At 64.4% G+C, this 12,727-nt stretch carries 10 protein-coding genes; 6 read left to right on the top strand and 4 right to left on the bottom strand.

Features of this window, described 5'->3' with window-relative positions:
* Positions 1 to 6 precede the first annotated feature (6 nt).
* Entirely contained in the window at positions 7 to 1,173 is a 1,167-nt protein-coding gene (locus tag EJC47_RS10630; protein ID WP_126847501.1) for an indoleamine 2,3-dioxygenase, read from the bottom strand.
* A 220-nt stretch (positions 1,174 to 1,393) separates the two neighbouring features.
* On the opposite strand from EJC47_RS10630, the gene EJC47_RS10625 reads away from it, so the two are divergent.
* Positions 1,394 to 4,300, top strand: a complete 2,907-nt coding sequence (locus tag EJC47_RS10625; protein ID WP_260591539.1) for a PAS domain-containing protein — start codon at positions 1,394 to 1,396, stop codon at positions 4,298 to 4,300.
* Here EJC47_RS10625 and EJC47_RS10620 read toward each other — a convergent pair.
* Positions 4,297 to 5,442 (bottom strand): SET domain-containing protein, encoded by a 1,146-nt coding sequence (locus EJC47_RS10620; RefSeq protein WP_126847497.1) that lies wholly within the window; start codon positions 5,440 to 5,442, stop codon positions 4,297 to 4,299. The two genes, EJC47_RS10625 and EJC47_RS10620, sit on opposite strands and share 4 nt — an antisense overlap.
* A 110-nt stretch (positions 5,443 to 5,552) precedes the next feature.
* Positions 5,553 to 6,686 (bottom strand): succinyl-diaminopimelate desuccinylase, encoded by a 1,134-nt coding sequence (gene dapE / locus EJC47_RS10615; protein ID WP_126847495.1) that lies wholly within the window; start codon positions 6,684 to 6,686, stop codon positions 5,553 to 5,555.
* Positions 6,687 to 6,697: 11 nt separating this feature from the next.
* Here dapE and EJC47_RS10610 point away from each other — a divergent pair, with 11 nt between their 5' ends.
* Positions 6,698 to 7,162 carry a cupin domain-containing protein gene (locus EJC47_RS10610; RefSeq protein WP_185867638.1) on the top strand — a complete coding sequence of 155 codons (465 nt, stop codon included), beginning with the start codon at positions 6,698 to 6,700 and terminating at the stop codon, positions 7,160 to 7,162.
* Positions 7,163 to 7,178: 16 nt separating this feature from the next.
* On the opposite strand, the gene EJC47_RS10605 is transcribed toward EJC47_RS10610, so the two are convergent.
* Positions 7,179 to 7,847, bottom strand: a complete 669-nt coding sequence (locus EJC47_RS10605; protein ID WP_126847491.1) for a glutathione S-transferase family protein — start codon at positions 7,845 to 7,847, stop codon at positions 7,179 to 7,181.
* Between the two features lie 394 nt (positions 7,848 to 8,241).
* Here EJC47_RS10605 and EJC47_RS10600 point away from each other — a divergent pair, with 394 nt between their 5' ends.
* The 4 genes from EJC47_RS10600 to EJC47_RS10585 all read left to right on the top strand — a co-directional run bounded on the left by EJC47_RS10600 (position 8,242) and on the right by EJC47_RS10585 (position 12,615).
* On the top strand, positions 8,242 to 10,425 hold the full coding sequence (locus EJC47_RS10600; RefSeq protein WP_126847488.1) for a methyl-accepting chemotaxis protein: 2,184 nt from the start codon (positions 8,242 to 8,244) through the stop codon (positions 10,423 to 10,425).
* Positions 10,426 to 10,623: 198 nt separating this feature from the next.
* On the top strand, positions 10,624 to 11,007 hold the full coding sequence (locus tag EJC47_RS10595; RefSeq protein WP_126847486.1) for a hypothetical protein: 384 nt from the start codon (positions 10,624 to 10,626) through the stop codon (positions 11,005 to 11,007).
* Positions 11,007 to 12,146 carry a glutathionylspermidine synthase family protein gene (locus tag EJC47_RS10590; protein ID WP_126847728.1) on the top strand — a complete coding sequence of 380 codons (1,140 nt, stop codon included), beginning with the start codon at positions 11,007 to 11,009 and terminating at the stop codon, positions 12,144 to 12,146. Before EJC47_RS10595 ends, EJC47_RS10590 begins: the two co-directional genes overlap by 1 nt.
* Before the next feature lies 1 nt (position 12,147).
* Positions 12,148 to 12,615: an OsmC family protein gene (locus EJC47_RS10585; RefSeq protein WP_126847484.1), complete on the top strand. Its 468-nt coding sequence runs from the start codon at positions 12,148 to 12,150 to the stop codon at positions 12,613 to 12,615.
* Positions 12,616 to 12,727: the final 112 nt, after the last annotated feature.

The raw sequence follows: 12,727 nt of genomic DNA, 5'->3' as shown, positions 1-12,727 counted from the left end.
GCCCGATCAGATCACCTGCGCGCGATTCTCGTCGCGGTGCTTCTTCAGATATTTCATGAAGGGCGTGCCGCCAGTGCCGACATCGGGATCGTTGCCCGCAGCATTGCTCGCCTGCTTGTTGATATAAGCGGCGGCATATTCGAGGTGACGGCTACGGAAGCGCGCGACTTGCTCGACACAAGCGTTGAACGCCGCTTTCAGCGTCGGCGACTGTGTCACGGCGAAGGCGCGCAGGCCGCTTGCCGCCTGCATATCCTCGATAAAGGCGCGGTGCGTACGCGGGCGGTATTGATGCAGCTCGAGCAGAAAATCGCGTAGCTCGTCGCCGGAATGGACGACTTGAAAGAGCGCATCCATCGTTGGCACGATCGAGCTTTGCGATCCGGTTTGTCCGCGTAGTGCCTGCGGCTTGCCGTCGAAACGGGCGACCCCGTCATAGATCAGCCCGCCGGGCATCGCCGGATTGTTCTTCCAGCCGTTGATATAGGGGCGCACCCGATTGAAGTAGATATAGGGGTCGCACTTCTCGACCATGCGATCGAAGATCGCGTTGATCGCATCCCATACCGCGTGCATGTCCAGCAGCAGTGCCTCGACCGCGGCGGCATCGCCGGTATCGCTGGCCTGGACCAGCTTCACCGCCAGTTCGAGTGCGCGGCCTGCCTCGGCCTCGATCGCGACATGGACCAGCACGAACCAGTTTTCGTCCTGACCACCCGCGAAATGCTGATCCATTACCAGATTTTCGAGGGCGATCGGGCCGCTCTTGTCGAGCCGATACCAATTGTCGAGCACATAACCCGCATAGTTCATCACCGGCGGGAAGCCGATCCGGTCCGCCAGCGCGACAAACGGCACGGCGAGATTGGCGGGCAGCCGGTCGAGTGGCGTCGGCTCCCCCCACACATAAGCCTGAACGAGAAAGGAATAGCGCACCATCGCACGCCCGATTTCCGCATCGGCGGCGGTGGCGAGGAAGGCAGCGATATCGGGAGTGGGCAAGGCATCGAGCCAGTGGCGAACCCGGCCGGTGGTCACCAGTCCGGACAGCTTGGCGGCCGCCTCCTCGATCGGGCCAAAGTCCCCGGGCAATGCGATCTCGTCGATTTCATGGGGCGACAGGAATCCGCGTTCGGCAGACAGGCCATAATGAGCAAGGTCATGGAGCGGCATCGCGAGTCTGGCCTCAATGTGGTTTCGAATGAAACTTCTTATCGTAAGCCCGCGTCTCGCGCCAGTTGCGCTAAAACGGTAGTATGTTGACAGGGTCGATGCTGGTCCGCACGGTTGGGCTGGCGCCAGTCGTCGCACCGTCCGGCTTAAGCCAGCGTTCGAGACCAAAGTTATGGCACCCCAGGATCAGAAAGCCGACCCAGCGACAAGCAGAGAGGGCGTGCGTTTTCTCGACGGCGGCGGCGCGGTCGGGGCGCTGCTGCGCGATTTCGATTGGGCGTCGCATCCGCTCGGGCCCCCGCAGGATTGGCCCGCCGCCTTGAAGCTTAGCGTTGGGCTCTGTTTGCGTTCCAGCTTCCCGACTGCGATCTACTGGGGCTCCGAATTCCTGCTGCTCTACAACGATGCGTGGACCGTGCTCGCGGACAACCACCCCTGGGCGCTGGGCCGACCGGCGGCGGAGGCCCGCCCCGACATCTGGCCGGTGCTTGGTGCCCAGTTCCGCGAGACGTTGGCGGCCGGTGAGGGGATCTCGCATGTCGCCCAACGTCTGATGATGGTGCGCGGAGGTGCGCTGACCGAGACCTTCTGGAGCTATAACAGTTCACCTATTCTGAACGAGGACGGGGTGGCCCACGGCATCCTTAACCAGGGGCTTGAGGTCACCGCGCAAGTGCTGAACGAACGCGCGCTAATCGCGGCGAAATCCGAGCGGGATTTCGTTTTGCACCTTGTCGAACAGCAGCGGGTTCAGCGCGATTCCGCCGAGGTTATGCACCTGACGGCGGAAGCGGTCGGCCAATATCTGGGCGTTGACCGGGCGGGCTTCTTCGATGTGACCCCGGATCACGTCGTCGAATATGGGCCGAGTTGGGTTGGTGGAGCATTGTCGCCGCTTACGCGGCCGATCCCTGCGGCTGTTTTCGGGGCGCGCTGGGACGCTGCCATGCGGACAGGCGAGACGATCGCGTTCGGCATGCCGGATGACCGTGATGCACCGCCTGCGGAGGCGCTGGGCCTGGTCGGCAGCCGAGCCGGGGTCACGGTACCCTTGCTTCGTGGCGGCGAATGGCAAGGCGGCTTCTATCTTAGCCATGCGGAGCCGCGAAACTGGACCGGCAACGAAATCGCACTGATTGAGGAAGTTGCGGAATTGAGTTGGGACGCAGTCGCGCGCGTGCGGGCGGTCGAGCGGCTGCGGGCGTTGAATGCGGACCTGGCTGGCGAAGTCGCAGCGCGGACCGCCGAGCGCGACCGGCTGTGGGAGGTGAGCGAGGATTTGCTGGGGATTGCCACGCGCGATGGTCGGTGGCTGTCGATCAACCCTGCCTGGGAACGCGCGCTGGGATGGTCCGCCGAACATATCCTGGGCCGCGATTCGCAATGGTTGCGCCATCCCGAAGACACTGGTGGCAGTGCCGCCGAGATCGCACGCATCGCCGCCGCCGAAACGACCCACCGGCTGGAGAAGCGCTTGCGGACCAGGGCGGGCGACTACCGGACCTTTGCGTGGCAAACCACGCTGTTCGGGGACCGACTCTACACCAGCGCCCGCGACATTACCGAGGAGCGGCGACAGCATCAGGAGTTGCTGGCGGCCGAAACGCGCACGCGGATGGTGCTGCAGGCGATGAACGGGGTGGGGGTGTGGACCTACGATCTGGCGAACGACCGTTTCGAGAGCGATAGCGAGTTTGCCGCGCTATACGGTTTCAGCCCGGAGCATGTGGCGCGGGGCGTTACGCTGGCGGACGTGATGGCGCGCATCCACCCGGAGGACCTGCCCAAGATGCAGGCCACAATCGCGCATGTCCGTGCGACTGGCGGCGACGGTGCCAATGAATATCGTCTGCAACTGCCCGACGGCAGTGTGCGCTGGATCATGGCGCGCAACCACGTGCTGCGCGACCCGGACGGCAAGCCGGGCAAGGTCGTCGGTGTCGGCGTCGACGTCAGCCGCCAGCGCGAATTGGAGGAGCGGCTGCGGCAATCCCAGAAGATGGAGGCGGTCGGACAATTGACCGGCGGCCTCGCGCACGATTTCAACAATCTGCTGACCGGCATCTCGGGCGCGCTGGAGCTGATGCAGCTTCGCCTGAACCAGGGGCGGATCGACGATCTGCCGCGCTATATCGGCGCGGCGCAATCCGGAGCCGCGCGCGCGGCTGCACTGACGCATCGGTTGCTCGCCTTCTCGCGCCGTCAACCGCTCGACCCCCGACCGACCGATGTGGCGAAGCTGATTGCGGGGATGGAAGATCTGGTGCGCGGGACGCTCGGCCCCAGCATCGTGCTCGACGTGGTGACGCCCGCCGATAGCTGGCCGATCCTGGCCGACGCCAACCAGCTTGAGAACGCCTTGCTCAACCTGTGCATCAACGCGCGCGATGCCATGCCCGATGGCGGCATGGTGACGATCGCCACGCACAATGTCGTGCTAGACGAGAAAGCGGCGGGCGAGCGTGACGTGCCGCCAGGCCCCTATCTCGCGCTCAGCGTCGCCGACACCGGCACGGGCATGAGCCCCGAAGTGATCGCGCGGGCGTTCGATCCGTTCTTTACGACCAAGCCGATGGGGCAGGGAACGGGACTTGGCCTGTCGATGATCTATGGCTTTGTGCGACAATCGGGCGGGCATGTGCAGATCGATTCCGTGCGCGACCAGGGCACGACTATGACGCTTCTGCTGCCGCGCCATATCGGCGAGGCGGCGGACTTGATCGCCGCCGGGGCCGGGACCGCGATCCCGGTCGGTGCGGGCGAAACGGTGCTGGTGGTCGATGACGAGCCGACCGTGCGGATGCTCGTCATGGAGTTGCTCGGAGAACTCGGTTATTCGGCGATCGAGACCGAAACCGGCGAGCAGGCACTTAAGGTGCTGAAATCGCAGGGACGAATCGATTTGCTTATCACCGATGTCGGCTTGCCCGGCGGTATGAACGGGCGGCAGGTCGCCGATGCCGCGCGCGCGTCCCGCCCCGAACTGCCCGTGCTGTTCATCACGGGCTTTGCCGAAAATGCGGTGGTCGGGGATGGTCCGCTCGAACCTGGTATGGCGTTGATCGCCAAGCCGTTCGCGATGGACACGCTGGCCGCGCGGATCCGCGCGATGTTGGCGGGGGCTTAGGCGGCGCGGTCGCGCAGCGGGGCGATCTCGTCCTTGCGCCGCAAATAGGGCGCGACGAGGTTGCGCGCGCGGAACCATTCCTGCCGCTCGGGCGACAGTGTGGAAAAATTGCCGATCACGCGGCGGCACTCCGGGCTGCGGCACTGACAGATCATGTGCCAGTTCGATTCGGCGAGCGTGGTCGAATAATCCCAGGCGATTTCTTCGCCGGGCGCGATGTCGCGGGTCGCGACCAGCACGACGCTGGTGCCGCCAAAGCGCAGCCCGGCATTGGGCGAACAGCTATGGTTGATGAGATCGTCGATACGGCCAGAGGGACCCATATAATGTTCGGGGGTTACCTGGACGAAGCGGTCGCTCGATCCGCGCATCAGGCTCGGCACGCGATCGGCGCGGAAGCGGCGACCGGTGAAGCGGATGATCTCGTCGCCTTCGGCAAAGCCTTGCGCGGCATAGACCGCCTTGCCCAGATGCGTCTCGCCGACCGCGAACAGATTGGCGGTGGGGGCATAAGCGTCCAGCACGTAGAAGCGCCCGTCGCGGAAACCGAGCGAGCGCAGCGGGTTGATCGTCGCCAGCCCGACCATGAACCACACGCTGGCGTGGCAGAGCAGTTCGACCAGGATATAGACATATTCCCCGGCATGTTGGTCGCCATTGCGCGTCGCCACCAGCAAGGTCGCCAGATCGCCGATCGTCCACAGTCCCCATGCGGGTGAGCGTTCGCGCGTGCGGTCTTCCATCACGCTTTGCCAGGTCGGCCAGAAGCTGACGGGGACGGCGGCGACCACCAACATGTGCGCCCAAAAGGCATTGCGCGACACGATCCACACTAGCAGCGCGGCGAGGCACGCGGCGGTGCAGGCCACTTCGCCGCGCGACGGCGCGCTCCACACCGAACGCCGCCAGATCCCGATCGTCACCAGCAGACACGCGAGCGTGGAGAGCGCGAACACCCAGCCTTGCAGCGCCGCTGGGTTGACTGCCGCATAGGTGGCGGCCTCGACCGCCGTCGCTGCCGTCCAGATCAGCCAGGAGGCGCGATTGGGTTGTACCAATTGCCGTCGCAGCCCGGCGAGATACGATCCGTATCCTGCCAGGCTGCAGACGATTGCAATTGGGAACCAGGGGTCGATCGCCATGCCCGCGTGCCGTTATGGTTAAGCCCGAGCTTACCCATTCTGCGGACTCGCGTCCACACAAACCGAGGAATCACCACGAGTCGCGGGGAATTTTGAGTCGTTTGAATCGCTTAGAGCGCGGCGACGCGCACGATTATGTCGCGGTAGATTCGGCTCAGCGCGAGTAGATCGTCGAGTGCTACCGCTTCATCGAGTTTGTGCATCGTCGCGTTGAGCAGGCCGAATTCCACCGTCGGGCACAGTGCCGACAGGAAGCGCGCGTCGGAGGTGCCGCCGGTGGTGGAGAGTTCGGGGCGGATGCCGGTCTGCGCCGCGATTGCATCGCCGATCAGGTCTGAGAAGGGGCCGGGGGCGGTGAGGAACGCTTCGCCCGAAATGCGTGCGACCATCGTGGCGGCGGGATCGTGGCGCTTGACGATCGCCTCGATCCGGTCGGCGAGATCGACGCCGCGCTGTTCGTCGTTGAAGCGGATGCTGAGCCGCGCCTCGGCGCGCGCCGGGATGACGTTGGTGGCGGGGTTGCCGACGGTGATGTCGGTCACCTCGATGTTGGAAGGCTGAAACCACGCGTTACCGGCATCGAGCACGATCGCGTCGATTTCGGCGAGCATCGCGACCAGGCGCGGGATCGGATTGTCGGCCAGGTGCGGATAGGCGACATGGCCTTGCTTGCCCGGAACCCCGATCCAGATGTTGACCGATCCGCGTCGCCCGATCTTAAGGGTATCGCCCAGCCGCGCGGTGGAGGTCGGCTCGCCGACCAGGCACAAATCGGGCCGCACGCCGTTTTCCGCCATTCGTTCGATCAGTGCGCGCGTGCCGAAAATGGCGGGCCCTTCCTCATCGCCGGTGATGATGAGACTGAGCGGAATGCCGGGCTCGACCGGGATTGCTGCGACGAAGGCTGCGATCGCCCCCTTCATGTCGACCGCGCCGCGCCCGTGCAGCAGCCCGCCGCGCACTTCAGGAGCGAACGCGCCGCTGGTCCACCCTTCGCCCGGCGGCACGACGTCGAGATGCCCGGCAAAGGCCAGGTGCGTGCCACGCCCGCCGCGCGTCGCCAGCAGGTTTTCGACCGGTCCGTCGGGCGCGGAACCAACGATGGAGCGGTCAACCGTGAAACCGAGCGGCAGCAATGCCGCCTCCAGCACATCGAACACCGCGCCTTGCGCGGGCGTTACGCTTTCGCAAGCGAGCAACGCCTTGGCGAGGTCGAGCGGATCGGGCAGAAGACGGTCATTCATGGGAGGGGACATTGCCCAAGCTCGATCTCGACACAATCCCGCAAACCAATGCGACCGGCTATCCAGCCCCATTTGATGCGCCAGTGGCGGGGCGCTGGTATCGTCGGCTGGCACCGGTGACGGGGCTGACACACTTCGCCGCAAGCCACGTTACCCTCAAGCCTGGGGCCTGGTCGTCGCAGCGGCATTGGCATGCCGACGAGGATGAGATGGTGGTGATGCTGTCGGGCGAGGCGGTGCTGGTCGAGGATGGCGGCGAGACGCTGATGCGCGCGGGCGACATCGCGACCTTCCCGGCGGGGGTGGGCGACGGGCACCATTTGCAGAACCGCACCGACAGCGATTGCGTGTTCGTCGCGATCGGAGCGGGCGAGCGGCTGCTCGGCGGGGAGTATCCCGACATCGACATGCGTTTCACCGTCGACGGCTATGAGCATAAGGACGGTACGCCATACGCGACGGCGCGCCTGCCCTGAGCGTCAGGCCCTGAATTTAGGTCTTGGCGGCGGGCTGTTCGAACTGCTCGATCACCCATTCCTCTTCCTGCGCCGAGGGGATCCAGTCCTGCATGAAGGGGTGGTGGAGCACTGCATCCATATAGGAGGTCGCGAAGCGCGCGACGGGTAAGCTGTAGGTGACAATGCGGGTCACGACGGGGGCATACATGATGTCCGCCGCCCCGAACGCGCCGAACAGGAAATCGCCTTCGCCGCCGAAGCGCGCGCGCGCCTGCGCCCAAAGTTCCATGATCCGCTGCAGATCGGCGAGCACGTCGTCGTCGGGGCGGCGCGCCGGGAAGATCTGGCGCACGTTCATGCTGTGCTTGCGGCGCAGCGCGGTGAAGCTGGAGTGCATTTCCGCCGCCATCGATCGCGCCATAGCGCGGGCTGCAGTGTCATCGGGCCAGAACAGGTCGCGGCTGGTCTTTTCCGCCAGATATTCGACGATGGCGAGGCTGTCCCACACCACCGCATCGCCGTCCCACAGGATCGGCACCTTGCCCGAGGAGGGCGCGAATTCGTCGCCCTCGCGGCGCTTGTCCCATTCGGCATCGTACAGCGGCACGACCGCTTCCTCGAACAGCAGGCCCGATTGCTTGCACGCAAGCCAGCCGCGCAGCGACCAGGAGGAATAGGCCTTGTTGCCGATGATCAGTTTCATGGGGCCCTGCCTAAGCGAGGCGCGCGCGGGGTGCAACATGGCGACCGCATGCCGGACGATGGCGGTACCGAACTTCCCGGCCGCACGGGCCGGGCTTCCCGTGGCATTCGGAGAGAGTGTTCAAATATTGTTCAGAAAAATCTAAGATTTTCTGCCAATTGTTCTATAATATAACTGACGTTTCGCTTTGTCGTGACGCGTCTCCTATCGCTTGGCGGTAACTCGCTTCAAACTGGATGATGCAATGAACTTGATGAAACGTCTCGATTCTATCCGATCTTTACAGAGAAAGATCGCAATAATTGCCGGAATATGTTTGGGAATGACGGTAGCAATACTCGTATTTCTCAGCGCTGTATTTGCTCTAACTTCGCATCTGTTTGTTGGCAGCGAAGTGGGTGGGATCGTTAGCGGCCAAGCCAAGGATACCCTGCAAAATCGTGCGGCGGTCGAAGCGGACACGGTGAAAGGTGCGTTGGATGTCGCGTTCGATGCGGCACGCACGACCGCCCAGTCGTTCTCGGTTTTGGTCAATAGCACGCCGAGCGGCGCACGGCGCGACCAGTTCAACGCGATCATGCGGCGGGTTCTGGAACAAAACCCCGGCTTTAACGGCACCTATTCGGCATGGGAGCCGAATGCGATCGACGGCGCGGACGCCGCCTTCGTCAATAATCGCGCGAAGGGATCGGACGATAGCGGACGCTATCTGCCTTATTGGACGCGCGCGGCCAATGGCAGCGTCGCGATCCAGCCGCTGGTCGAATATAACAGCGCCGAACGCCATCCCAACGGACTGGTCAAAGGTGGCTGGTATCTTGGGCCGCGCACCAACAATCAGGAAAGCATCCTTGGCCCGTTGCCCTATACGGTGCAGGGCAAGCGCGTATTTCTGGCGACGATGTCGGTGCCGATCTCGGTCGGCGGCAAGTTCGTGGGCGTTGCCGGTGCGGATTACGATCTCGATTTTCTGCAGAAATTGGCGATCAAGACCAATAGCTCGCTGTTTTCGGGCAAGGGCGTGATGCTGATTGTCAGCGATACCGGCCTGATCGCCGCAAACAGCGCCGACCCGTCCTCGATCGGAAAGCCGGCCGCGTCGGTCGATCCGCGTTGGTCGCAATTGGAAGGGATCGTACGATCGGGTGAGGCCAAGGTGCTTGACGACGCGAAGCAGACCAATATCGACGTCTATTCGCCGATCCATCTCGGGCGCAGTACGACCCCATGGTCGGTGGTGATCTCGGTGCCACGCGCTCTGGTTCTGGCGCAGGCCGATACGCTGAGCGCTACGCTCGGTTCACGTGCGATCTCAGGGGTCGTCTGGCAGCTTGTGCTTGGCCTCGGCGTAGCCGTCGCTGCGATCTTCGCGATTTCCCTGGCCGCTGCCCGTATTGCCCGCCCGATCCGCGAATGCGCCGAGTTTGCCGATGGCATCGCGCGCGAACAGCTCGATCAAACCTTGCATATCCAGCAGGTCGATGAGGTCGGCACTCTGGCCGAATCCTTGCGGAAGATGCAGGGGGACCTCAAAGTCAGCATTGCGCGGCGCGCAGAGGAGCAGGCGAAATCGCTCCTGGTTGTCGAAACGTTGTTGACCAACCTTGGAGGTTTGTCGCGCGGCGATTTGACGGTCGACATAACGACCACGTTTGCCCCGGAATTTGACGAGCTGAAGAACAACTTCAATTCGGCCCTGTTGAATCTGCGTACGCTGATCGGCGCGGTGGGGGAAAGCACGGCGGGCATTTTGACCGGATCGGGCGAGATTGCTCAGGCATCGGAAGACCTGGCGCGGCGTACCGAAAGCAATGCGGCAAGCCTTGAGGAAACCTCTGCCGCGATTGCCCAGATGGACAATCGTCTCAAGGCGACCGCGGTCGCCTCCGGACAGACGGTCGCGCGGGCCGATCAAGCGATTGCGACGGTCGGCGGTGGCCGCGAAACCGCGGACGAGGCGGTGCAGGCGATGGGCCGGGTGAGCCATAGCGCGGAGGGAATCGACAGCGTCATTGAGGGCCTCGACAAGATCGCCTTCCAGACGCGGGTGCTGGCGATGAACGCAGCGGTTGAGGCGGGGCGTGCCGGCGACGCGGGCCGGGGCTTCGCCGTCGTTGCCGATCTGGTGAGCGCGCTCGCCATGCGCGCCGAGGAGGAAGCGAAGCGCGCGCGTGACCAGCTGACCGTGACGCAAACCGAGATTGTGACGGCGGTGAAGGCGGTCGAGCGGGTCGATGTGGCGCTGGCGAACATCGCTGGCGATGTCGATGCGGTGCATAAGCTGCTCGGCTCAATGGCATCGGACAGCCAGGCGCAATCGTCGGCGATCACCGAGATCAGCGCGGCGATCAACGAAATGGACCGTTCGACTCAACAGAATGCGGCGATGGTGGAGGAAACCTCTGCCGCCGCGCGCAACCTGTCGACCGAAGTGGTGTCGCTGAGCGAGCAAGCGTCGCAGTTCAAAGTCGACACGTCCGCGAAACGGGTGGTGGCCCAGCCTGCGCGCGCCAACGGCAAAGCCCGTCCGACGGTGACCCATGCGACCGTAGAACAGGGGGGCTGGATTCGTCACTAAGGCGGCCTGACGACGACACAGGGTCCGTATCGGCGGTGTTGCACGATGTGCAATGCCGCCGATCCACGTTTAGGATCGGCCTTTACTTGTCACGGCGCGGGTTGCCGACGCGGCCAGTGGGCTGGTTGCGGTGTCGGATTCGCTATTCGGGCGATGTGCGTACCCCTATAGTCGATGGAACAGCGGAGTTTCAGACACATGGCCAAGCGCACATTCGATCCGAGGGTTTTGCCGATTACCAGCGCGGTGGCGACGGCGTTGCTGGCGGGGGCGTGCAGCCCCTCTGCCGATGTCGCCAAGTCGGATGTTGCGGTGTGCCGCGATGCGGCGGGCCTGCGCACCGACGATGCCAATTGCGTGCGCAGTGGCGGCGGGCATGGCGGTGGCGGGGCGATCGTCGGGGCGGCGACCTGGTATTATCTGTCGCGCGGCAGCATGGTGCCGCCGATGGGCCAATCGTTGGCGGGTGGATACACGACCCCACGCGCGGGCGTCGGCTATGCGCGCGCCTCCTCGGCGACGGTGTCGCGCGGCGGCTTCGGGATGAGCGCACGCGGCGGTAGCGGCGGGGTGGGCGAGTGATGCGCCGCACCGATTGCAGCCCGCGCCGCGACTTGCAGGCACGGGTCGAGGAACTCGGGCTCGTCTGGCACAGCGTTGGCGGCCAGCCTTATTGGGACGAAAGCGCCTGCTATCGCTTTTCGCTGGCCGAGATCGAGACGATCGAGCGCGCCAGTGCCGAGCTCTACGAGATGTTCCTCGCCGCCGGGGAGCATGTGCTCGACCGAGAGTTGCTCGGCGACTTCGGCATTCCCGCTTTCTGCCACAATGCCATTTACGATTCGTGGAATGCCGAGCCCCCCGCGCTCAATTTCGGGCGGTTCGACCTCGGCTATGACGGCTCCGGCCCGCCCAAGCTGTTCGAGTTCAATTGCGACACCCCGACCTCGCTGATCGAGGCGGCGGTGATCCAATGGGACTGGAAGGAAGCGGTCTTCCCAAGCCACGACCAGTATAACAGCCTGCACGACGCGCTGATCGCCAAATGGCGCGACATCGCGCCGCCGCCGGGGAGCAGCGCGCTCTATCTGGCGCATGTCGCGGATGCGGCGGGGGAGGACAGCGTGACCACCGCTTACCTCGCCGATACCGCGCGCGCGGCGGGGATCGACACGCGGCTGATCGAGATGAAGGATCTGGGCTGGGACAGCGCGGGGCGGCGCTTCGTCGATCTCGACAACGCACCTATCGACGCGATCTTCCATCTCTATCCGTGGGAATGGCTGGTCAACGAACCGTTCGGGCGCGATCTGGTCGAGAGCCTGAGCAGCACGCTGTGGATCGAGCCGATCTGGAAGATGCTGTGGAGCAACAAGGCGATCCTGGCGGTGCTGTGGGAGCTGTATCCGGGGCACCCCAATCTGCTGGAGACGCGGCGCGTGCCGCTGGCGGGCGACTACGTCCGCAAGCCGTTGCTGGCGCGCGAAGGGGCGAATGTCACTTTGGTCAAAGGGGGCGCGACGTTGGCCGAGACCGGCGGCGACTATGGCGAGGAAGGCTTCGTCTATCAGGCGCTGTACAATCTGCCGGGCAGCGGCGAGCAGCGCCCGGTGCTGGGCGCGTGGATTGTCGATGGCGCGCCGGCGGGCATGGGCATTCGCGAGGACGGGCCGATCACCGGCAACACCGCGCGCTTCGTGCCGCACATCATCGAGGGATAATATGGCCGAGCACCAGTACACCGCGCGGATCGCCTGGACGGGCAATCGCGGCGAGGGGACGCGGCAGTATCGCGGCTATGACCGGACGTGGCAGATTGTGACGCCGGGCAAGCCGGTGATCGACTGCTCGAACGATCCACTGCTCGGCGGCGATCCGGGGCTGCCCAACCCCGAGGACCTGCTGCTGGCGACGCTCTCGGGCTGCCACATGCTTTGGTATCTGCATCTCGCGAGCGTGGCCGGGGTGGTGGTGACCGCCTATACCGACGACCCGCTTGGGCTCGGCGAAAGCGCGCCCGATGGCACGGGGCGCTTCGTCAAGGCGGTGCTGCGGCCCAGGATCGAGCTGGTCGCGGGGAGCGATCTGGCGGTGGCGGATGCCATCCATGGGCGGATCCACGCGCATTGCTTCATCGCGCGATCGGTCAATTTCCCGGTGGAGTATGCGGCGCGGTATATCGAGGTTTGAGGCTCGATACCTTGAGGTCGGCAAAGGTAAGATCGACTGAGAAACAGCGTTTCGACGCGGTTGCGGAAATCTGATGTGTCGGACAGATCTCGTTAGTCGATGGGATGTATCT

The organism is Sphingomonas sp. TF3, assembly GCF_003985085.1.
In the GTDB taxonomy this organism is placed as follows: domain Bacteria; phylum Pseudomonadota; class Alphaproteobacteria; order Sphingomonadales; family Sphingomonadaceae; genus Sphingomonas.
Note: the sequence above shows the minus strand (reverse complement) of the source record. Positions and strands in the feature narration are given on the sequence as shown.

Coding starts and splice junctions, on each gene's coding strand:
- EJC47_RS10630 (WP_126847501.1), bottom strand. CDS start 1,173: ATGCCGCTCCATGACCTTGCTCATTATGGCCTGTCTGCCGAACGCGGA.
- EJC47_RS10620 (WP_126847497.1), bottom strand. CDS start 5,442: ATGGCGATCGACCCCTGGTTCCCAATTGCAATCGTCTGCAGCCTGGCA.
- dapE (WP_126847495.1), bottom strand. CDS start 6,686: ATGAATGACCGTCTTCTGCCCGATCCGCTCGACCTCGCCAAGGCGTTG.
- EJC47_RS10605 (WP_126847491.1), bottom strand. CDS start 7,847: ATGAAACTGATCATCGGCAACAAGGCCTATTCCTCCTGGTCGCTGCGC.
- EJC47_RS10595 (WP_126847486.1), top strand. CDS start 10,624: ATGGCCAAGCGCACATTCGATCCGAGGGTTTTGCCGATTACCAGCGCG.
- EJC47_RS10590 (WP_126847728.1), top strand. CDS start 11,007: ATGCGCCGCACCGATTGCAGCCCGCGCCGCGACTTGCAGGCACGGGTC.
- EJC47_RS10585 (WP_126847484.1), top strand. CDS start 12,148: ATGGCCGAGCACCAGTACACCGCGCGGATCGCCTGGACGGGCAATCGC.